Source organism: Streptomyces virginiae, from assembly GCF_000720455.1.
In the GTDB taxonomy this organism is placed as follows: domain Bacteria; phylum Actinomycetota; class Actinomycetes; order Streptomycetales; family Streptomycetaceae; genus Streptomyces; species Streptomyces virginiae.
In genome coordinates this window covers 13,774-33,490 of record NZ_JOAK01000011.1, presented here as the reverse complement: position 1 = coordinate 33,490, position 19,717 = coordinate 13,774, and the positions used below count along the sequence as shown (strand labels likewise).

The window sequence follows — 19,717 nt, the reverse complement described above, 5'->3', positions numbered from 1 at the left end:
CGCCCCGCTGTGCGTGGCGCCGGGCCCGCAGGTCTCCCCGTGGCGCACGGCGACGCGGTACCGTGGCGTCCCTTCTTCCCCCGGCCCTGTCCATCGTGTGGGGTCCACCCGAAGATTAGGGGAAATGACCCTCGTGGCCGCCCTGGAGGTTCCGTGGTACAGGCGTACATCCTCATCCAGACCGAAGTGGGCAAGGCGTCGTTCGTCGCCGAGTCCATCGGCCAGATCCCGGGGGTGATCCAGGCCGAGGACGTGACGGGTCCGTACGACGTGATCGTGCGCGCCCAGGCCGACACCGTGGACGAGCTCGGCCGCATGGTCGTCGCCAAGGTCCAGCAGGTGGAGGGGATCACCCGCACCCTGACCTGCCCGGTGGTCCATCTGTAGCCCCCGTCTACTCTTGGCCGGTGATGTCCCTCCACCGCCGGCCCCTCCGTGTCCTGGCCATGCCCGTCGCCCTGGCCGTGTCCGCCGCCGCGGCGGCGTGCTCCCCGGGCGGTTCCGAGGCCCGGGTGGAACCGCCGCCCGCGCCGCCGACCGACGTCGCGGGGTTCTGTGCGGCACTGCACAAGGAGCTCCCGGAGACGGTGGGCGGCCTGGCGCGGACCCGGACCGAACCGGAGTCCGACCTGACCGCCTCGTGGGGCGGCTCGGCGATCGTACTGCGGTGCGGTATCGCCAAGCCCCCCCAGATGCTGGATCCGAAGCAGGAGGGCGTCCACGTGAACGACGTGGCCTGGCTGCTGGAGAAGACCGGCGACGGCGGATTCCGTTTCACCACCGGTATGCGGCTGGCTTACACGGAGGTCCGGGTCGACAAGGAGCATGCCACGGACGCGGGGATGCTCGTCGGTCTGTCCACGGCGATCGCCGCGACCGTGCCCGAGGGCATCGCCTCCTACTGAGCTCCGGCACACCGCCGCCCGCCGGCCGCCCCCGTGGAGGGGCGGCCGGCGGGCGGCGGCCGTACGTGGTGCTAGCGCAGCCCCGTGGAGCGGCGCAGGGCGGCCTGGATCAGGCGGTCCACCAGCTCCGGGTAGGCGATGCCGGTCTTCTCCCACATCAGCGGGTACATCGAGATCGGCGTGAAACCGGGCATCGTGTTGATCTCGTTGATGACGAACTCGCCGTCCTCGGTGAGGAAGAAGTCGGCGCGCACGAGGCCCTCGCACGACGCCGCCTCGAAGGCCTCGATCGCGAGCCGCTGGACCTCGGCGGTCTGCTCCGGGGTCAGCGGGGCGGGCACGATCCCGGAGGCGGAGTCGATGTACTTCGCCTCGAAGTCGTAGAAGTCGTGGCTGGAGACCGGCGGGATCTCGGCGGGCACGCTGGCCCGCGGTCCGTCCTCGAACTCCAGGACGCCGCACTCGATCTCGCGGCCGCGCAGCAGCGCCTCGACGATGAACTTCGGGTCGTGGCGGCGGGCCTCCTTGACGGCGGCCTCCAGGCCCGAGGGGTCGTCGACCTTGGTGATGCCGATCGAGGAGCCGGCCCGGGCGGGCTTCACGAAGAGCGGCCAGCCGTGCTCGGCGGCGAAGTCCAGGATCCTGGCCGTGGCGGCGTCCCGGTCGGCTTCCCACTCGCGGGGGCGGATGGTCACGTACGGGCCGACGCTCAGCCCGAAGGACGTGAACACGCGCTTCATGTAGTCCTTGTCCTGCCCGACGGCCGAGGCGAGGACGCCCGAGCCGACGTACGGGATGCCGGAGAGCTCCAGGAGGCCCTGGAGGGTGCCGTCCTCGCCGTAGGGGCCGTGCAGCACGGGGAAGACGACGTCGACCTCGCCAAGGGCCTTCGGTACGGCGCCCGGCTCGGTGTAGACGACCTGGCGGCTGGCCGGGTCGACCGAGAGCACGACGGCGCCGTCCTCGGAATCGGCGAGGTCCTCGACGCTCGGGAGCCTGCGGTCGGCGATGGCCATCCGCGCGGGCTCGTCGGCGGTCAGCGCCCACCGGCCGTCCGTGGTGATGCCGATGGGCAGCACCTCGTACTTGGACCGGTCGATGGAGCGCAGTACGGCGCCCGCCGTGACGACCGAGATGGCGTGTTCCGAGCTGCGGCCGCCGAACACGACGGCCACGCGGGGCTTGCGGCCCTGCTGCTCAGGGGTCTGGGGGAGGTTCTCGCTGCTCATATCGGCATGAGAGTACCCGCTCATGCGTCCGGAAAGGAGTTAGCGACGTTCCGGTTTGGCGCTGCGGCCCATCAGCTCCTTCAGGGCCACGAGGGTGGGCTTGCCGTGGTGGACGATGTCCACGACGGTCTCGGTGATCGGCATGTCCACCCCGTGCCGGCCCGCCAGATCGGCCACCGACTGGCACGACTTGACTCCCTCGGCGGTCTGCTTGGTGACCGCGATGGTCTCCTCCAGGGTCATCCCGCGGCCGAGGTTGGTGCCGAAGGTGTGGTTCCGGGAGAGCGGCGAGGAGCAGGTGGCGACGAGGTCGCCGAGGCCGGCGAGGCCGGAGAAGGTGAGCGGGTCGGCGCCCATGGCCACGCCGAGGCGGGTGGCTTCGGCGAGTCCGCGGGTGATGAGCGAGCCCTTGGTGTTGTCGCCGAGGCCCATGCCGTCCGCGATGCCGACGGCGAGGCCGATGACGTTCTTGACCGCGCCGCCGAGCTCGCATCCGATGACGTCGGTGCTGGTGTACGGGCGGAAGTACGCGGTGTGGCAGGCGGCCTGGAGGCGCTGGGCGACGGCCTCGTCCACGCAGGCGACGACGGAGGCCGCGGGCTGGCGGGCGGCGATCTCCGCGGCCAGGTTGGGGCCGGTGACGACGGCGATGCGCTCGGCGGGAACCTTGGCCACCTCTTCGATGACCTCGCTCATCCGCTTGGCGGTGCCGAGTTCGATGCCCTTCATGAGGGAGACGAGCACCGTGTCGGGGGCCAGCAGCGGCGCCCAGGCGGCGAGGTTGTCGCGCAGGGTCTGGGAGGGGACGGCCAGGACGGTGAAGTCGGCGCCCGCCGCGGCCTCGGCCGGGTCGCCGGTGGCCCGGATGTTCGCGGGGAGTTCGACGTCGGGGAAGTAGTCCGAGTTGGTCCGCCCCGTGTTGATGGCGTCGACGACCTCGCTGCGGCGGCCCCAGAGGGTCACCTCGCAGCCGGCGTCGGCGAGCACGATGGCGAAGGCCGTGCCCCAGGAGCCTGTTCCGAAGACGGTCGCCTTCACGGGACGTGTCACTTCTTGCCCTCCCCTGCGGCCTTGCGCCGCTGTTCCGCCCTGGCGTTGCGATGGTCGTACGGCTGCTCGGGCGCGGTCTCCCCCCGCACCTCCTCCAAGAGGCCGGTGACGGCCGCCATGATGACCTCGGTGGCTTCCTTGAGGACGTCCGGGGTGGGTTCCCGGTCGTAGTAGGCCGAGAGGTCGACGGGCGGTCCCGCGAGCACCTGGAGGGTCTTGCGCGGGAAGAGCCGGACCTTGTCCTCCTTGGCGTACGGCGGCATCGCGAGGTTGGCGCCCCACTGGGCCACCGGAATGACGGGCGCCTTGGTGATCAGCGCGACGCGAGCGACGCCGGTCTTGCCTGCCATCGGCCACATGTCGGGATCCCGGGTCAGGGTGCCCTCCGGGTAAAAGGCCACGCATTCGCCGCGCTCGATGGCGTCGACGGCGGCCCGGAATGCGTCCAGGGCGTTGGTGCTCTCCCGGTAGACGGGGATCTGCCCGCTGCCGCGGAGGATCGACCCGACAAAGGGGACCTTGAAGAGGGCGGCCTTGGCGAGCAATCGGGGCACCCGGCCGGTGTTGTACTGGAAGTGCGCGTACGAGAGCGGGTCCAGATACGAGTTGTGATTGACGGCGGTGATAAAGCCGCCATCGGCCGGAATGTGCTCCATTCCCCGCCAGTCCCGCTTGAACAGCACTACCAGCGGCGGTTTTGCGATGACCGCCGCCAGGCGGTACCAGAAGCCGATTCTGCGGCGGGACACTCGGACACCTTCCTCTAGGACCGGAGCGCGGCCGGGGCACCTCGTCGTCGGGCCGGACAAGTGTCACCCCGGGCCCGGTCTCTGTCGAGAACACCGTACGCCCCGCTCAGGCCGCCGGACTCCCGGGCTGCCCGGGCGGGGGCGACAATGGGGCGACACATGACCCGGCCATGACCCGACCTTGGCCCGGGGAGGGGCCGGAGCGCACCGGAGGGAAGGGGTCCGTCACGAACGCCGTCTGGAGTCTGGTGGTCCCGCTGAAACCCCTGTCGGTGGCCAAGAGCCGTCTCGCCGCTGCCGTGGGGGCTTCGCGTCCGGGGCTCGCCCTGGCGTTCGCGCAGGACACCGTCGCGGGAGCGCTGGCCTGCGCGGCGGTCGCGGATGTGGTGGTCGTCACGGACGACGCCGGGGCCGGTGCGGAACTGGCCAGGCTGGGGGCGCGGATCGTCCCGGACGCCCCGGCGGCCGGGCTCAACGCGGCGCTGGCGCACGGTGCGCGGGCGGCGCGCGCGGGGCGTCCGGGGATCGCGGTGGCGGCGATGAACGCCGACCTGCCGGCCCTGCGGCCCCCCGAATTGCTACGCGTGCTCGAAAACGCCTCGGCATTTCCACGGGCATTTCTGGCGGATGCGGCCGGAATCGGGACGACCCTGCTTTCCGCGGCACCGGACGTGGAATTGGCCCCGTCCTTCGGAGGGCCGTCGCGGGCCAGGCATTCCGCCTCGGGGGCGGTGGAAATCGCACTGACGGGCGTGGACAGCGTGCGGCGGGACGTGGACACCGCGGCCGATCTGCGGATGGCGCTCGCCCTCGGCGTGGGGCGTCACACGGCCCGATACAGTGCGGGTATGCAGGCGACCGCGTACACGTACGACTCCCAGACCCGCAGCGGCAGTGTGCTGCTGGACGACGGCACCCCGGTGTCCTTCGAGGCCCCGGCGTTCGACGCGGGCGGCCTGCGGCTGCTGCGGCCGGGACAGCGGGTGCGGATCGAGACGGACGGCAAGGGCGCGCAACTGCGGATCACCCTGATCACGCTCCAGACCTTCTGAACCGGTCGGCCGCGGCGCCCGAAGGGCGGCCGGCGGCCCCGGAACGCACCGCGGGCCGGCTTCCCCAGAGGGGGGAAGCCGGCCCGGCGTGTGTGACTCGTGCCCCTACTTCTTGCGGGCGGTGGTCTTCTTCGCGGTGGCCTTGCGGGTCGCCGTCTTCTTGGCCGGCGCCTTCGTCGCTGCGGTGACCTTCTTGGCCGCCGGGGCGGTCTTCTTCGCGGCGGTGGTGGTGGTCTTCTTCGCCGCGGCCGTGGCCTTCTTGGCGGTGGTGGCCTTCTTGGCGGTGGCCGTTGCCTTCTTCGCCGTGGCCGTGCTCTTCACCGCCGCCTTCTTGGCGGTCGCGGTGGTCTTCCTCGCCGTGGTCTTCTTCGCGACCGCGGTCTTCGCCGCGGCCTTCTTGGCGGTGGTGGCCTTCTTCGCGGCGGCCTTCTTGACCGTCGCGGAGGCACCTCCGGTGAGGCTGCCCTTCGGCGCCTTCTTCACCGACACCTCGCCGCCCTTGGGCAGCTTCTTGGTGCCGCTGACCAGGTCCTTGAAGCCCTGGCCGGCGCGGAAACGCGGCACCGAGGTCTTCTTGACCCGGACGCGCTCACCCGTCTGCGGGTTGCGGGCGTAACGGGCCGGACGGTCGACCTTCTCGAACGAGCCGAAGCCCGTGACCGAGACCCGGTCGCCCGCGACGGTAGCGCGGACGATCGCGTCCAGTACCGCGTCGACAGCGTCCGCGGCCTGCTGGCGGCCGCCCAGCTTGTCGGCAATCGCTTCTACGAGCTGCGCCTTGTTCACGTCTTCCCCTTCGGAGACATCGCCAGAACGAATGTGTTCAAGCTTATTTCGCACGTTAGGCGGATATATACCGCAAATCAAACACGAAACGGGCTAATCACCCTAGTGCCGCAACGCCGGAGGCGGTTACGGAGTTCCTTCGCATCAGTCGCCTTCAGGGAATCGACCCTCGTCGAGGTCCTTCATCAACCTGTCCAGGCGCCTTGCCGCATCGGCGAGATCATGCTTCGCCGCGGCCGTGACGACCAACAGCTTCCGGGACAGCGCCATCCTTACGCCCTCCGGGACTTGCAGTGAGCGCACCCGTGTGTGTGCTTCTTTCAGCCGGTCCGCGACGAGTTCGTAGAGCTCGAGTTGACTGTCGCGTTCCATGCACAGATTGTGCCATCTGGGGCGAGTTGTCGCCTCACGGGGCCTCAACAAACGGCTGTGCCCCCCGCCGGAGGGCGGGGGGCACAGTGTTGTCGATGTGATCACCCGAGGGTGAATAAGCGCTGATCAGGCAGGAATCAGGCCCGAATCGTGCGCGGCTTGAAGGCCGGACGGGCGCTTTCGTAGGTGGCGATGTCCGCTTCGTTCTGAAGGGTGAGCGAGATGTCGTCCAGGCCTTCCAGCAGACGCCAGCGGGCGTTGTCGTCGAGTTCGAACTCGGCCACGACGCCTTCCGCGCGCACCTGGCGGTCGACCAGGTCGACCGTGATCTCGGCGGTGGGGTCGGCCTCGGTCAGCTTCCACAGCTGCTCGACGGTCTCCTGCGGGAGCACGACGGTCAGCAGGCCGTTCTTCAGCGAGTTCCCGCGGAAGATGTCGGCGAAGCGGGAGGAGATGACCGTCTTGAAGCCGAAGTTCTGCAGGGCCCAGACGGCGTGTTCGCGCGAGGAGCCGGTGCCGAAGTCGGGGCCGGCGACGAGCACCGTCGCGCCGGCGCGCTCGGGGCGGTTCGTGATGAACTCCGGGTCCTTGCGCCAGGCCTCGAAGAGCCCGTCCTCGAACCCGTCGCGGGTGATCTTCTTGAGCCAGTGGGCCGGGATGATCTGGTCGGTGTCGACGTTGCTGCGGCGCAGCGGAACGGCCCGGCCGGTGTGGACGGTGAAGGCTTCCATGGTTCAGACTCCGGCGGTCGCGTCGGCGGCGGACAGGTCGGCGGGCGAGGCCAGATGGCCCAGCACCGCGGTGGCGGCGGCCACCTGCGGGGAGACCAGGTGGGTGCGCCCGCCCTTGCCCTGCCGGCCCTCGAAGTTGCGGTTGGAGGTGGACGCGGAGCGTTCACCGGGCGCCAGTTGGTCGGGGTTCATGCCCAGACACATCGAACAGCCCGCGTGCCGCCATTCGGCGCCGGCCTCCTTGAAGACCGTGTCCAGGCCCTCTTCCACGGCCTGGAGGGCGACGCGGACCGAGCCCGGGACGACCAGCATCCGTACGCCGTCGGCGACTTTGCGGCCCTCGATGATCCCGGCGACGGCGCGCAGGTCCTCGATGCGGCCGTTGGTGCAGGAACCTACGAAGACGGTGTCGACCTTGATGTCGCGCAGCGGCTGCCCGGCGGTCAACCCCATGTACTCCAGGGCCTTTTCGGCCGCGAGGCGCTCCGAAGCGTCCTCGTACGAAGCCGGGTCGGGGACGTTCGCCGACAGCGGGGCGCCCTGGCCCGGGTTGGTGCCCCAGGTGACGAACGGCGACAGCGCGGCGCCGTCGATGACGACCTCCGCGTCGAAGACGGCGTCGTCGTCGGTGCGCAGGGTCTTCCAGTACGCGACGGCCGCGTCCCAGTCCTCGCCCACGGGGGCGTGGTCACGGCCCTGGAGGTAGTCGAAGGTGGTCTGGTCGGGGGCGATCATGCCCGCCCGGGCGCCGGCCTCGATCGACATGTTGCAGATGGTCATGCGGGCTTCCATCGAGAGCCGCTCCACGGCCTCGCCGCGGTACTCCAGGATGTAGCCCTGGCCGCCACCGGTGCCGATCTTGGCGATGATCGCCAGGATCAGGTCCTTCGCGGTCACCCCGTCCGCCAGCTCGCCGGTAACGGTGATCGCCATCGTCTTCGGGCGGGCCAGCGGCAGGGTCTGGGTGGCCAGCACGTGCTCGACCTGGCTGGTGCCGATGCCGAAGGCCAGCGCGCCGAAGGCGCCGTGCGTGGAGGTGTGCGAGTCGCCGCAGACCACGGTGGTGCCGGGCTGGGTCAGGCCGAGCTGGGGTCCCACGACGTGGACGACGCCCTGCTCGACGTCGCCCAGCGGGTGCAGGCGCACACCGAACTCGGCGCAGTTCTTGCGCAGCGTCTCCAGCTGGGCCCGGGAGACCGGGTCCGCGATCGGCTTGTCGATGTCGATGGTGGGGGTGTTGTGGTCCTCGGTCGCGATGGTGAGGTCGAGGCGTCGGACCTTGCGGCCGGCCTGGCGCAGACCCTCGAAGGCCTGCGGGCTGGTCACCTCGTGCAGCAGGTGCAGATCGATGAAGAGGAGGTCGGGCTCGCCTTCGGCGCGCCGGACGACATGGTCGTCCCAGACCTTCTCCGCGAGTGTCCTACCCATCGCTTTCCCTCCGGCCGGCGGGTTGTGCCGGCGCTTCATAGAGATTCGTGCGCCAGACGCCCGTACCCCACGTCCCGGACGACGGCTCGGACCCAGTGGTTCGTGGACCCGCACATACAGACTCGCTGGTTCTTGGAAAAATTGAACTTGCGTTTCACAGTGTGAGACGCGAATATCGTTTCATGGACAACTCTAGCGGCGTCGGCGTTCTCGACAAGGCAGCTCTGGTATTGAGCGCACTGGAGTCCGGTCCGGCCACCCTCGCCGGGCTGGTCGCGGCGACAGGGCTCGCACGACCCACGGCACATCGCCTTGCCGTGGCACTGGAACACCACCGGATGGTGGCGAGGGACATGCAGGGCCGGTTCATCCTCGGTCCGCGGCTGGCGGAGCTCGCCGCCGCGGCCGGCGAGGACCGTCTGCTGGCCACGGCGGGACCGGTACTCACCCACCTCCGTGACGTGACGGGCGAGAGCGCGCAGCTCTACCGCCGTCAGGGAGACATGCGCATCTGCGTGGCGGCCGCGGAGCGGCTGTCCGGCCTTCGGGACACCGTCCCGGTGGGCTCGACCCTGCCGATGAAGGCCGGTTCGGCCGCGCAGATCCTGATGGCCTGGGAGGAGCCCGAGCGGCTCCACCGGGGCCTGCAGGGCGCGCGCTTCACGGCGACGGCGCTCTCGGGCGTACGGCGCCGCGGCTGGGCGCAGTCGATCGGCGAGCGGGAGCCCGGCGTGGCGTCCGTCTCGGCGCCGGTGCGCGGGCCGTCGAACCGCGTGGTGGCCTCCGTGTCGGTCTCCGGGCCCATCGAGCGGCTGACCCGCCACCCGGGCCGGATGCACGCCCAGGCCGTCATCGACGCGGCCGCCCGGCTCACGGAGGCGCTGCGCCGCTCCGGCTGACGCCCGACCCCATCCGTTCACCCCCGGGTCCGGGGGCGCGTTCGACGCCGCACACGTCCGAACACGCGCCTCCGGGCCCGTACTTACATCACTCGCGTCCGCGTCGGCACGGCCGTCGGCGCACAGCGAAGAGGCCCTCCGCGATGAACGCGGAGGGCCTCTTCCATGCGTACCCCCGACCGGATTCGAACCGGCGCTACCGCCTTGAGAGGGCGGCGTGCTAGGCCGCTACACAACGGGGGCTTGCTCGTACTGCGCTGGGCTACCAGGACTCGAACCTAGAACAAAGGAACCAGAAACCTTCGTGTTGCCAATTACACCATAGCCCAATGTGGTCTATACCAGACCAGTACCCCCGACCGGATTCGAACCGGCGCTACCGCCTTGAGAGGGCGGCGTGCTAGGCCGCTACACAACGGGGGCCCTAGCGATCCTGCATCAAGACGTCCGGGAGCTACCCAATGGAGATCTTGCGGGAAGGATCTGTACCCCCGACCGGATTCGAACCGGCGCTACCGCCTTGAGAGGGCGGCGTGCTAGGCCGCTACACAACGGGGGCAAAGCACTGCGTTACTGCTGCACTGCGCTGGGGTACCAGGACTCGAACCTAGAATAAGGGAACCAGAAACCCTCGTGTTGCCAATTACACTATACCCCACCGAAAGTCAAGCCCCTGGGGGACTTTCTTTCGATTGGCGCCTCCGTCCGGCCTTTCGGCCCGCTCCGGCGGCGCAGAAAGAACATTACCGGATGCCTGACCGTGCTCCAAAACGGGTATCCCGTGCCAGCAGCTCCGGCAGTCGGTCAAGGCCTTCGATCCGGTGCGCCCCCTCGGGGCCGGACCCGCGGCGGCCGTCCCGGTCGATCCAGACGGCCAGCAGTCCCGCGTCGCGCGCGCCGCGCGCGTCGATCTCGGGCTGGTCCCCGACGTACGCCACCTCCTCGGGCGGCAGTCCGAGCGCCTCGCACGCGGCGAGGAACGCCTGCGCCTCGGGCTTGCTGACGCCGAGTTCCACGGCGCAGACCAGCACCTCGAAGCGCTCGCGCAGCCCGAGGTGACGCAGTTTGGGGTCCTGGTTGGCGGTGGAGGAGTTGGAGAGCACCCCGTGCCGGTAGTCGGCCGCGAGGGCGTCGAGCGCCGGCACCACGTCGGGGAAGACGACCCAGGCGGCCTTGTAGTGCTCGACGTAACTGTCGAACCAGGCGTCGGCCTCGGCTGCGGTCATGCGGGGCTCGTCGAGGAACTCCCGTACCCGCTCCTGCCGCTGCCCCTGGAAGGTGCCCACCCCCGCGGCGAAGCGCGCCCAGTGGCGGTCGGTGATCTCCCGCCAGCGCGCGAGGGCCTGCGCGGGGGTGCCGTAGCGCTCCGCGAGCCGGACGGCCTCCAGTTGCGCCGCGAGTCCGGCCGCGTCGGCCCCCGTGTAGTCGAAGAGGGTGTCGTCGATGTCCCACAGCACGGCGCGGATCGGCATACGCCCGAGCCTACGCCGCGGGCACCCGCTCGGTGGGCACGACGAGGAAGTCCGTCACGAAACAGGTGACCCGCCCCTCGGAGTCGCGCCCGATCCAGGTCGGGTAGCAGCCGTCGCCCCATCCGGAGGTGAAACCGGCGAGGGTGTGACCGTCCTCCCCCCGGGCCAGGAAGACCTGCGGTCCCTCCACGACGGCGTCCAGAGCCGACCACAGCGGCCCGTCGTCGTCCTCGGCGCCGGGGAACGACTCGTGGGCCGCGGCGTCGTGGAAGCAGCCGGTGCCCGCGTCGACGCCGTAGCCGAAGAACTCGCCCTCACCCAGTGCGGAGGGGTCCTGGCCCGCGACCACCGCCATCTCCCAGCCGACCGAGGGGGTGTCCCGGATCACCAGGCGCGCCGCGGCGATCCTGGTGTGCGGGTGGGGATCCGGCGCGGAGCCGGCGCGCGCCAGGGTGGCGACCGCGGCCTCGGCCCGGTACCGGCCCGGTTCCACCGCGACGGTGAACGGCTCGGCCTCTCCCTCCCCCAGGCAGATGAAGGGGTCGCAGGCCACGACCCGGCCCGTGGGCAACGTCACCTCGCCGATGACGACGGGGGCGAGGGTCCCCGTTTCGCCGTCCCGGTGGGCGAACGCGGAACCCGGCGTGAAGTGCCAGGCGTAGTCGGGCGGGGTCATCGGCACGGCGCAGCCTCCGGGAACGCAACGGGTGATCGGTTCCGCCGGAGCCTAGGGGGCACCGCCGACAACGCCGCAGGGGGCGGCGCCCGGGGTCCGGGCGCCGCCCCCTGCGGGACGTACGGGTGGTGCGGGCCGGACTAGCCGGCCAGCTTGGCCAGGGCGGCGTCGATGCGGGCCAGCGAGCGCTCCTTGCCCAGGATCTCCAGGGACTCGAAGAGCGGCAGGCCGACCGTGCGGCCGGTGACGGCGACGCGCACCGGGGCCTGGGCCTTGCCGAGCTTGAGGCCGTGGGCCTCGCCGGCGGTCAGGACGGCCTGCTTGAGGGACTCGGGGTCCGACCAGTCGGCGTCGGCCAGCTTCTCGCGGGCGGTGGTCAGCAGGGCCGCCGGCTCGCCCTTCATCGCCTTGTCCCAGGAGGCCTGGTCCTCGACGGGCTCCTTGCGGAACAGGAAGTCGACGTTGGCGGTGATCTCCGACAGGACGCCCACGCGGGTCTGGGCGTACGGCGCGATGCGCTCCCAGGCCTCGGTGTCGAAGTCCTCGGGCGCCCAGTTGGCGTGCGGGGCCCGCAGCCACGGGGCGCAGCGGTCCGCGAAGACCTTCGGGTCGAGCAGGCGGATGTGGTCGCCGTTGATCGACTCGGCCTTCTTCAGGTCGAAGCGCGCCGGGTTGGCGTTCACGCCGTCGATGTCGAACTTCTGGACCATCTCCTCGATCGAGAAGACGTCCTGGTCCTTGGAGAAGGACCAGCCGAGGAGCGAGAGGTAGTTCAGCAGGCCCTCGGGGAGGAAGCCGCGCTCGCGGTACAGGTTGAGCGAGGCCTCGGGGTCGCGCTTGGAGAGCTTCTTGTTGCCCTCGCCCATCACGTACGGCAGGTGACCGAAGGCGGGGGTGCCCTTGGCGACGCCCAGCTCGATCAGCGCCCTGTACAGGGCGATCTGGCGCGGGGTCGACGAGAGGAGGTCCTCGCCGCGGAGCACGTGCGTGATCTCCATCAGCGCGTCGTCCACCGGGTTGACCAGGGTGTAGAGCGGGGCGCCGTTGGCCCGGACGATGCCGAAGTCCGGCACGTTGTCGGGGGTGAAGGTCAGCTCGCCGCGCACCAGGTCGGTGAAGGTGATGGGCTCGTCGGGCATCCGGAAGCGGACGATCGCGGGCCGGTGCTCGCCCTGGTAGGCCTCGATCTGCACGGTGGTGAGCTCGCGGCAGTGGCCGTCGTAGCCGGAGGGCTTGCCGGCGGCGCGGGCGGCGGCACGGCGCGCGTCGAGCTCCTCGGTGCTGCAGTAGCAGTGGTAGGCGTAGCCGCCGTCGAGGAGCTTCTGCGCGACGTCCTTGTAGATGTCCATGCGCTCGGACTGGCGGTACGGGGCGTGCGGGCCGCCGACCTCGGGGCCCTCGTCCCAGGTGAAGCCGAGCCACCGCAGCGAGTCGAGCAGCTGCTCGTAGGACTCCTCGGAGTCACGGGCCGCGTCGGTGTCCTCGATGCGGAAGACGAACGTACCGCCGTGGTGGCGCGCGAACGCCCAGTTGAACAGGGCGGTGCGGACCAGGCCCACGTGGGGGTTGCCGGTCGGGGAGGGACAGAAACGTACGCGGACGGGTCCGTTAACCACGCTTGATCACCTTGTTGGTGAGAGTGCCGATGCCTTCGATGGTGACGGCGACCTCGTCGCCGACGTTGAGGGGGCCGACTCCGGCCGGGGTCCCCGTGAGGATGACGTCGCCGGGGAGCAGCGTCATGGCCTCGGTGATGTGGACGATCAGGTCCTCGATGGAGCGGACCATGTCACTGGTGCGGCCCAGCTGGCGCTGCTGGCCGTTGACCGTGCACTGGATGGTCAGGTCCGTGGGGTCCAGGTCGGTCTCGATCCAGGGGCCGAGGGGGCAGGAACTGTCGAAGCCCTTGGCCCGGGCCCACTGCTTCTCCCGCTGCTGGACGTCGCGCGCCGTGACGTCGTTGGCGCAGGTGTAGCCGAGGATGACGTCCTTGACGCGTTCCTTGGGGACCTCGCGGCACATGCGGCCGATGACCACGGCGAGCTCCGCCTCGTGGTGGAGGTCCTGGGAGAAGGAGGGGTAGGTGATCGGGTCACCCGGGCCGACCACGGAGGTGGAGGGCTTGAAGAAGGTGATCGGGGCGTCCGGGACCTCGTTTCCGAGCTCCGCCGCGTGCTCCGCGTAGTTGCGGCCGATGGCCACGACCTTGTTCGGGAGCACGGGCGGCAGCAGCCGGACCTTGCTCAGCGGGACCTTCGTACCGGAGAGCTCGAAGTCCGCGAACGGGATGCCCTTGATGATGTCGAGCACGAGCGACGCTTCGTTGCCGGGGGCGGCGTCGCCCTCGACCGCGCCGAACGCGACATTGCCGTCGATCGAGAACCTGGCGATGCGCACGTGTTGCGTCTGCCCCTCTGTTTCCGCTGGCTGGAGTCTGCGTTCCCCAGGCTAACGCGGCGGGCGGCGGCGCTTCACGTTCCGTGCGGGACGGCTTACTGCGCGGCGGCGGCGACCGGCGCGTCCATCAGGACCGTGCGCCGGGGGTTGGCGGTCTGCGTCGGCAGCTCGACGGCGTGCTCCGGGGTGGCCGGGGCCGCCTGCAGCTCCTCGGCGTCCTTGAGGTGCGCGAGGGTGGTGCGGCGGGGGTTGGCTATGTTGCGGAACATCGTCGTCGTCTTCATCGGAGTTCGGGGTCCTCGGTTCGGTCTGTGGATGTCGGCCGGCGCCCGCACCAGCCCTGGCGCCAACCCTTTAAGGGGCAAGGCTAAACATCTGAATCCCCTGCCGAACCAGGAAGTAATGGCCATGGCTATGTGAGTTTGCTCACCCGTGACCCGACATTTCCGCCATAACGGACGGTCAACCAGACCCACCGAAACGGACATTGCGCCACTGAATGCGTCATTCCGCTCCTGATCATCGCGACTGGGACACCTTGCCAGCCGTGTTGTTTGGATGGCGTAAGTCCGATTTCAACCGAATGCGGTCGCACATCGCGTAATGCGTCAGTCACAAGCCGTGACCGACTCTCCGGGGGAACACGCGCACCTTGTTGGAGATCCGCCACTGTGCTGGAATTCGCGGGACCGCCGCGGGACTCAGTCCGGCGCGCAGGTGGCGCGACTCAGCGCCGTGCGGCGGAAAGAAAGGGAGACGCGCCGGTCACCGACGACCACCATGGGGCCGAAAGTGCCCCACGACTCGACACCGTTCCGCCGGTCGCCCGGCGGGACGCCTGGTCCAGAGGTTGCGACGCTAGTGCAGGGACGATTCAAGAGGGATGGCAGCGCTGCGGCGGAGCAGGAGCCGCGCGGCGGGACCGACCGTGGCTCCTCGCCCCAGCACGCCCAGAACCGCGGGCCGGCTGTCGAAGGCGCAGGCCCCGACGCCTCCGCCGCGGTGAAGGCGAAGGGCCGCGCGAAGAGCCTGAAGGCCAAGTCCAAGGACAAGGCGGCCGGGTCGGCTGAGCAGGACGTGGCGATACCGAAGGCCCCCAGTGGGCCCGGATCCCGCCTCGCCATGCAGAACTGGCGCATCAGCACGCGACTGGTGTCGCTGCTGACCCTGCCGGTCGTCGCCGCCACCACGCTCGGTGGCTTCCGCATCAACGACTCGCTCAACGACATCGCGCAGCTCGAGCACATGCAGCTGCTGACGACGATGACGCGACAGGCCACCAACCTGGCCGCCATGCTCCAGGAGGAGCGCGACCTCTCCGCAGGTCCGCTCTCGCTCTCCGGGGGCAAGAGCAACAGCCAGGTCGACAGTGCCCGCGCGCAGACCGACATCGCCGCCAAGGCCTTCAACGCCGCGACCGACCGCGTCGACAGCACGGGCAAGAAGGACGACACCCTCAAGTCGATCCGCAACAACGTGCTGCAGATCGGCCGTCAGCTCACGAACATCGAGACGATCCGCATCAAGGCGTACTCCACCGGCGCCCAGCAGACCGTCAGCGAGTACAACGCGATGATCGTCTCGCTGCTCTCGCTCTCCCAGGACATGGCGCAGGCCACCTCCAACCCGGAGATGATCAAGCGTACGCGTGCCCTGGCCGCGTTCTCCGCCGCCAAGGAATACGCCTCCATCCAGCGCGCGATCATCGCCGCCTCGCTTCCCGACACCAACGAGAAGCAGGGCAAGCTGCAGGAGAACGACCGGCTCTACGCCCTCTCCGCGCAGAAGGGCGAGCAGCAGGCGAAGACCACCTTCGAGCTCGTCTACCAGGGCCGCACCGAGGAACTCCTCGCGGGTCTGGGCGACAGCAACTCCGAGATCTCCAGCGCCGACCACTACGCACGCCGCGTGCTGGCCAGCCAGGACGCCTTCCTCCGCGAGAAGAACCGGTCCTGGCTGGACTGGTACGACGCGGACGGCACCAAGCTCCAGGCGATGAAGGTCATCGAGCTGACCCTGCTCGAGGAGATGGAGCAGAAGGCCCGCGAGCTGAAGAACGAGGCCCAGCAGGACGCCATCATCAACGGTGCGCTGATCCTCCTCGTCCTCGGCGTCTCCCTCGTCGGCGCCTTCGTCATGGCCCGGTCCATGATCCGCTCGCTGCGCCGCCTGCAGGACACCGCGACGCGCGTCGCCCAGGACCGCCTGCCCGAGCTCGTCAAGCAGCTGTCCGAGTCCGACCCGCAGGACGTCGACACGTCCGTGGAGTCGGTCGGTGTGCACACCCGCGACGAGATCGGCCAGGTGGCCGCGGCGTTCGACGACGTGCACCGCGAGGCGGTCCGCCTCGCCGCCGAGCAGGCCCTCCTGCGAGGCAACGTCAACGCGATGTTCACCAACCTCTCGCGCCGCTCGCAGGGCCTCATCCAGCGTCAGCTCTCGCTCATCTCCGAACTGGAGTCGCGCGAGGCCGACCCGGACCAGCTCTCCTCCCTCTTCAAGCTCGACCACCTCGCGACCCGCATGCGCCGTAACGGCGAAAACCTCCTCGTCCTCGCGGGCGAGGAGCCGGGCCGCCGGTGGACCCGCCCCGTCCCGCTGGTCGACGTGCTCCGCGCCGCCGCGTCCGAGGTGGAGCAGTACGAGCGCGTCGAGCTGGCCTCGGTGCCCGGCACCGACGTCGCCGGCCGCGTCGTCAACGACCTCGTGCACGTGCTCGCCGAGCTGCTGGAGAACGCCACCTCGTTCTCCTCCCCGCAGACGAAGGTCAAGGTCACCGGTCACGCGCTGCCCGACGGCCGTGTGCTCGTCGAGATCCACGACACCGGCATCGGTCTCTCCCCCGAGGACCTCGCCGCGATCAACGAGCGGCTCGCGTCGCCGCCCACCGTGGACGTCTCCGTCTCCCGCCGCATGGGTCTGTTCGTGGTCGGCCGCCTGTCCCTGCGACACGGCATCCGCATCCAGCTGCGCCCCTCCGACTCGGGTGGTACGACGGCCCTCGTCATGCTGCCGGTGGACGTCGCCCAGGGCGGCAAGAAGCCGGGCCCGACGCCGGGGCAGGGCGGCCCGGGCGGTGCCCAGGGCGCTCCCGGTGCCCAGGCCTCGGTGCCCGGTCCGGGCGGACGCCCCCCCGTGGGCGCTGCCCCGCAGCGCGGTCAGGTCGCGGGGGGTGGCCAGCGCGCCGCCCTGCCGGGACGCGACGGCGCCCCCGGTCAGCAGCGTCCGCAGGGCGGACGGCCCCAGGGCGGCCCCGGTGCTCCCGGTGCCCGTCCGCAGCAGGGCGGTCCGACCACCGCGGGCCAGGGTCAGGGCGCCTTCGGCGCCGGCGGCCCGCTGCCGACCCGCGGTCCGGTCCCCAGCGTCGGCTTCGGCGGCGGCCCGCAGTCCCGTCCCGCGTCCGGCCAGCCCGGGTTCCCGCAGGGCAACGGCTTCGAGCGTCCGCAGCAGCCCCAGCCGCAGCAGGCTCAGCAGCAGCCCCCGCAGCAGCCGAACGGTCCCGCGGCCCCGGGCGGTCCCCGGCCGCAGCTGCCGCCGCGCGGTGGCGCCGGCGCCCGTCCGGAGCTGCCCGGCCCGCAGACCACCAGCTGGGGTTCGGACCAGGCCCGTGGCCACGACGAGCTCTCGGGCCCCGGCTCGACGGCCGAGTTCGCGCGCCCCGACTTCAACGCGCCGATGCCCCAGGGCGACGGCGTGGGCAGCACCACCGGTCAGTTCGAGCGTCCGGACGTACGGGGCCCCATCGACCCGTCCGCCACCGGCCAGTTCGAGCGCCCGGGCTACCAGCCCCAGCGTCCCGGCGGCCCCGGCGTCGGCGGGTTCGCCCGCCAGCCGCAGGCCCCGCAGCAGCCTCAGCCGCAGCACATGCAGCCGCAGGCTCCGCAGCCGGGCGGCGAGTACGCACCCGTACCGCCCGCGCGGCCCGAGGCTCCGCGGCTCCCGCAGGGCCACCGGCCCGAGGCGCTGCCGCCGGCCCAGAGCTCGGGCGACGCCCGCAGCCCGATCTTCGACACCCTGGAGTCGAACTGGTTCCGCGAGGAGGGGCAGCAGCCCCCCGCGCAGGTCCCGGCCGTACCCCAGCAGCCGCAGCAGTCCGCTCAGGCGGCCCCGGCCCCGCAGCAGCAGCTGCCGCAGCGCGGCCAGGAGCAGGCGGCCGAGCCCGCCGCGGCGACGACCGGCGCCATGCCGACCGTCAGCTGGAAGTCCTCGCCGAACGACGAGCTGATGCGGCAGGCCGAGCGCGTGCGCCAGCCCGCCGCCGGCGGCATCACGACGTCGGGGCTGCCCCGCCGGGTCCCGCGGGCGAACCTCGTGGCCGGCACCGCGCAGCAGCAGGCCGACGCACAGGCCGGTCCGCAGGTCTCGCGGGCGCCGGACGACGTCCGCGGCCGTCTGACCAACCTCCGACGCGGTATCCAGCAGGGCCGTCAGGCTGGCAACAACAGCCAGACGACCGGCAGTTACCACATCGACCCCACTTACCAGCAGGAGCGATAGTTGAGTTCGATGAGCCCGTGGCCTCCGGACTGACCTCGCTGACCGCCGGTGCCTCCCGCATCTTCGAGGGTGGCGCCGTCAACCAGACCGTGGTCGAGATGGACCGGGGATTCCTCTTCCTCATGTCCGTCTCGGACGGATCCTCGCTGGCCGTACTGGCGCACCCGGAGTGCGACATCGGCCTCGTGGGCTACGAGATGGCTCTTCTGGTGGATCGCGCGGGCAGTGTCCTGACCCCGGACCTGCGCGCCGAACTGCAGGGAAGCCTGCTCGGCTGACTTCCCAGCTCCCGGCCGGACGGTACTACCGGCCGGGAGACCGGGGCCCACGCCCCGGAATCCAGTACCACCGCCAGGCCGTCATACCGTTCCCCCCACCGGCCGCCCCGTCAGACGGCACGCTGACCACTGCTGTCCAGCCCGGAGGATCAATGACCCCGCCCCCCGCCTACCCCGATGCGTACGGAGACTCGTACTCGGAAGGCGATCAGCCGCTGGTGCGTCCCTACGCGATGACCGGCGGCCGGACCCGGCCCCGCTACCAGCTCGCCATCGAGGCGCTGGTCAGCACCACCGCCGATCCGATGCACCTGTCCGGCCTGCTCCCGGAGCACCAGCGCATCTGCACCCTGTGCCGCGAGGTCAAGTCGGTCGCCGAGGTCTCCGCACTGCTTTCCATGCCGCTCGGCGTGGCACGCATCCTCGTCGCCGACCTGGCGGAGGCCGGCATGGTGGCCATCCACCAGCCGGGCAATGGAGAGGCCGGCGGCACGCCGGATGTAACGCTGCGCGAAGATCGTGGTGGCGGGCGGCTTCGGCGTGGGCAAGACCACGTTCGTCGGAGCCGTGTCCGAGATCAACCCGCTGCGCACCGAAGCCGTCATGACCAGCGCCTCGGCCGGTATCGACGACCTCACGCACACCGGTGACAAGACGACCACCACGGTCGCCATGGACTTCGGCCGCATCACGCTGGACCAGGACCTGATCCTGTACCTCTTCGGTACGCCGGGCCAGGACCGCTTCTGGTTCATGTGGGACGACCTGGTCCGCGGCGCCATCGGTGCGATCGTGCTCGTCGACACGCGCCGCCTCGCCGACTGCTTCCCCGCCGTCGACTACTTCGAGAACAGCGGCCTGCCCTTCGTCGTGGCGCTCAACGGCTTCGAGGGACACCAGCCCTACACGCCGGAGGAAGTCCGCGAGGCGCTGCAGATCGGTCCGGGCGCTCCCATCATCACCACGGACGCCCGCCACCGCGCGGATGCCAAGAGCGCGCTCATCACGCTCGTCGAGCACGCCCTGATGGCGCGGCTCAAGTAGCGGAGCGGCTCCAACTGCCGCACGGGAGGGGCGGGCTGTGTCGTATGACACGGCCCGCCCCTGTCGTTCATAACGTTTCGACAGAGAATTGAAGCCAGTTGGCAACGGGTTGCGTTCGGTCGGTACCGCTGTGCTCACAACCGCCCCGGTTT

17 protein-coding genes, 5 tRNA genes and 3 pseudogenes are annotated in these 19,717 nt (G+C 70.6%); 8 read left to right on the top strand and 17 right to left on the bottom strand.

Annotated elements, in window-relative coordinates:
- Positions 1-153: 153 nt before the first annotated feature.
- Both IG86_RS0118265 and IG86_RS0118260 read left to right on the top strand, forming a co-directional pair.
- On the top strand, positions 154-387 hold the full coding sequence (locus IG86_RS0118265) for an Lrp/AsnC family transcriptional regulator (protein WP_030028650.1): 234 nt from the start codon (positions 154-156) through the stop codon (positions 385-387).
- Positions 388-410: 23 nt separating this feature from the next.
- A complete protein-coding gene (locus IG86_RS0118260) occupies positions 411-905 on the top strand; it encodes a DUF3515 family protein (protein WP_030823669.1) in 495 nt (164 codons plus the stop codon).
- Between the two features lie 71 nt (positions 906-976).
- Here the strand turns inward: IG86_RS0118260 and IG86_RS0118255 are convergent, their stop codons facing one another.
- The 3 genes from IG86_RS0118255 to IG86_RS0118245 are packed head-to-tail and all read right to left on the bottom strand — an operon-like array spanning position 977 to position 3,933.
- Positions 977-2,134, bottom strand: a complete 1,158-nt coding sequence (locus tag IG86_RS0118255; protein ID WP_030823666.1) for a D-alanine--D-alanine ligase family protein — start codon at positions 2,132-2,134, stop codon at positions 977-979.
- A 39-nt stretch (positions 2,135-2,173) separates the two neighbouring features.
- A complete protein-coding gene (locus IG86_RS0118250; protein ID WP_030898022.1) occupies positions 2,174-3,184 on the bottom strand; it encodes an NAD(P)H-dependent glycerol-3-phosphate dehydrogenase in 1,011 nt (336 codons plus the stop codon).
- Positions 3,181-3,933, bottom strand: a complete 753-nt coding sequence (locus IG86_RS0118245; protein ID WP_030898020.1) for a lysophospholipid acyltransferase family protein — start codon at positions 3,931-3,933, stop codon at positions 3,181-3,183. The genes IG86_RS0118250 and IG86_RS0118245 overlap by 4 nt, the downstream gene beginning before the upstream one ends.
- Positions 3,934-4,178: 245 nt before the next feature.
- Here IG86_RS0118245 and cofC point away from each other — a divergent pair.
- Positions 4,179-4,781: pseudogene (gene cofC / locus IG86_RS0118240) on the top strand (2-phospho-L-lactate guanylyltransferase); the annotation flags it as partial.
- A 309-nt stretch (positions 4,782-5,090) separates the two neighbouring features.
- On the opposite strand, the gene IG86_RS0118235 reads toward cofC, so the two are convergent.
- The 4 genes from IG86_RS0118235 to leuC all read right to left on the bottom strand — a co-directional run bounded on the left by IG86_RS0118235 (position 5,091) and on the right by leuC (position 8,302).
- Positions 5,091-5,771: an HU family DNA-binding protein gene (locus IG86_RS0118235; RefSeq protein WP_030898015.1), complete on the bottom strand. Its 681-nt coding sequence runs from the start codon at positions 5,769-5,771 to the stop codon at positions 5,091-5,093.
- Positions 5,772-5,915: 144 nt separating this feature from the next.
- Complete coding sequence (locus IG86_RS0118230; RefSeq protein WP_030009267.1) at positions 5,916-6,143, bottom strand: SCO5555 family protein; 228 nt, start codon at positions 6,141-6,143, stop codon at positions 5,916-5,918.
- Between the two features lie 137 nt (positions 6,144-6,280).
- Positions 6,281-6,874, bottom strand: coding sequence for a 3-isopropylmalate dehydratase small subunit (leuD, locus tag IG86_RS0118225; protein ID WP_030823653.1), 594 nt, complete (start codon positions 6,872-6,874; stop codon positions 6,281-6,283).
- A gap of 3 nt (positions 6,875-6,877) precedes the next feature.
- Positions 6,878-8,302: a 3-isopropylmalate dehydratase large subunit gene (leuC, locus tag IG86_RS0118220; RefSeq protein ID WP_030823650.1), complete on the bottom strand. Its 1,425-nt coding sequence runs from the start codon at positions 8,300-8,302 to the stop codon at positions 6,878-6,880.
- Between the two features lie 182 nt (positions 8,303-8,484).
- Between leuC and ndgR the strand changes: the two genes are divergently transcribed.
- Entirely contained in the window at positions 8,485-9,201 is a 717-nt protein-coding gene (ndgR, locus tag IG86_RS0118215; protein WP_007266782.1) for an IclR family transcriptional regulator NdgR, read from the top strand.
- Between the two features lie 170 nt (positions 9,202-9,371).
- Here ndgR and IG86_RS0118210 read toward each other — a convergent pair.
- The 10 genes from IG86_RS0118210 to IG86_RS0118165 all read right to left on the bottom strand — a co-directional run bounded on the left by IG86_RS0118210 (position 9,372) and on the right by IG86_RS0118165 (position 14,030).
- Positions 9,372-9,444, bottom strand: a tRNA-Glu gene (locus IG86_RS0118210).
- Positions 9,445-9,458: 14 nt separating this feature from the next.
- Positions 9,459-9,530: transfer RNA gene (locus IG86_RS0118205), tRNA-Gln, on the bottom strand.
- Positions 9,531-9,551: 21 nt separating this feature from the next.
- Positions 9,552-9,624: transfer RNA gene (locus tag IG86_RS0118200), tRNA-Glu, on the bottom strand.
- A 63-nt stretch (positions 9,625-9,687) separates the two neighbouring features.
- Positions 9,688-9,760, bottom strand: a tRNA-Glu gene (locus IG86_RS0118195).
- A gap of 27 nt (positions 9,761-9,787) precedes the next feature.
- A tRNA-Gln gene (locus IG86_RS0118190) sits at positions 9,788-9,859 on the bottom strand.
- Positions 9,860-9,944: 85 nt separating this feature from the next.
- Entirely contained in the window at positions 9,945-10,673 is a 729-nt protein-coding gene (locus IG86_RS0118185; protein WP_030898006.1) for an HAD family hydrolase, read from the bottom strand.
- Between the two features lie 10 nt (positions 10,674-10,683).
- Entirely contained in the window at positions 10,684-11,355 is a 672-nt protein-coding gene (locus tag IG86_RS0118180) for a DUF4241 domain-containing protein (RefSeq protein WP_030898003.1), read from the bottom strand.
- Between the two features lie 134 nt (positions 11,356-11,489).
- Complete coding sequence (gene gltX / locus IG86_RS0118175) at positions 11,490-12,965, bottom strand: glutamate--tRNA ligase (protein WP_030898001.1); 1,476 nt, start codon at positions 12,963-12,965, stop codon at positions 11,490-11,492.
- Positions 12,958-13,746, bottom strand: coding sequence for a fumarylacetoacetate hydrolase family protein (locus tag IG86_RS0118170; protein ID WP_030823639.1), 789 nt, complete (start codon positions 13,744-13,746; stop codon positions 12,958-12,960). Before IG86_RS0118170 ends, gltX begins: the two co-directional genes overlap by 8 nt.
- 95 nt (positions 13,747-13,841) lie before the next feature.
- Positions 13,842-14,030: a hypothetical protein gene (locus IG86_RS0118165; RefSeq protein ID WP_030029864.1), complete on the bottom strand. Its 189-nt coding sequence runs from the start codon at positions 14,028-14,030 to the stop codon at positions 13,842-13,844.
- Between the two features lie 577 nt (positions 14,031-14,607).
- On the opposite strand from IG86_RS0118165, the gene IG86_RS0118160 reads away from it, so the two are divergent.
- The 4 genes and pseudogenes from IG86_RS0118160 (at position 14,608) to IG86_RS0118145 (ending at position 19,565) form a co-directional block, all read left to right on the top strand.
- On the top strand, positions 14,608-18,243 hold the full coding sequence (locus tag IG86_RS0118160; protein WP_030897997.1) for a nitrate- and nitrite sensing domain-containing protein: 3,636 nt from the start codon (positions 14,608-14,610) through the stop codon (positions 18,241-18,243).
- Between the two features lie 17 nt (positions 18,244-18,260).
- Positions 18,261-18,521: pseudogene (locus IG86_RS0118155) on the top strand (roadblock/LC7 domain-containing protein); the annotation flags it as partial.
- Positions 18,522-18,673: 152 nt separating this feature from the next.
- Positions 18,674-19,036: pseudogene (locus IG86_RS41290) on the top strand (DUF742 domain-containing protein); the annotation flags it as partial.
- A 1-nt stretch (position 19,037) separates the two neighbouring features.
- The gene (locus IG86_RS0118145; RefSeq protein ID WP_078959199.1) at positions 19,038-19,565 is read left to right on the top strand and encodes a GTP-binding protein; all 528 of its coding nucleotides are present in this window, start codon (positions 19,038-19,040) and stop codon (positions 19,563-19,565) included.
- Positions 19,566-19,717: the final 152 nt, after the last annotated feature.

Excerpts from the sequence above, each read along its gene's own strand:
- leuD (WP_030823653.1), bottom strand. The coding sequence starts at position 6,874 with ATGGAAGCCTTCACCGTCCACACCGGCCGGGCCGTTCCGCTGCGCCGC.
- IG86_RS0118230 (WP_030009267.1), bottom strand. The coding sequence starts at position 6,143 with ATGGAACGCGACAGTCAACTCGAGCTCTACGAACTCGTCGCGGACCGG.
- IG86_RS0118260 (WP_030823669.1), top strand. The coding sequence starts at position 411 with ATGTCCCTCCACCGCCGGCCCCTCCGTGTCCTGGCCATGCCCGTCGCC.
- ndgR (WP_007266782.1), top strand. The coding sequence starts at position 8,485 with ATGGACAACTCTAGCGGCGTCGGCGTTCTCGACAAGGCAGCTCTGGTA.
- IG86_RS0118255 (WP_030823666.1), bottom strand. The coding sequence starts at position 2,134 with ATGAGCAGCGAGAACCTCCCCCAGACCCCTGAGCAGCAGGGCCGCAAG.
- IG86_RS0118185 (WP_030898006.1), bottom strand. The coding sequence starts at position 10,673 with ATGCCGATCCGCGCCGTGCTGTGGGACATCGACGACACCCTCTTCGAC.
- leuC (WP_030823650.1), bottom strand. The coding sequence starts at position 8,302 with ATGGGTAGGACACTCGCGGAGAAGGTCTGGGACGACCATGTCGTCCGG.
- IG86_RS0118165 (WP_030029864.1), bottom strand. The coding sequence starts at position 14,030 with ATGAAGACGACGACGATGTTCCGCAACATAGCCAACCCCCGCCGCACC.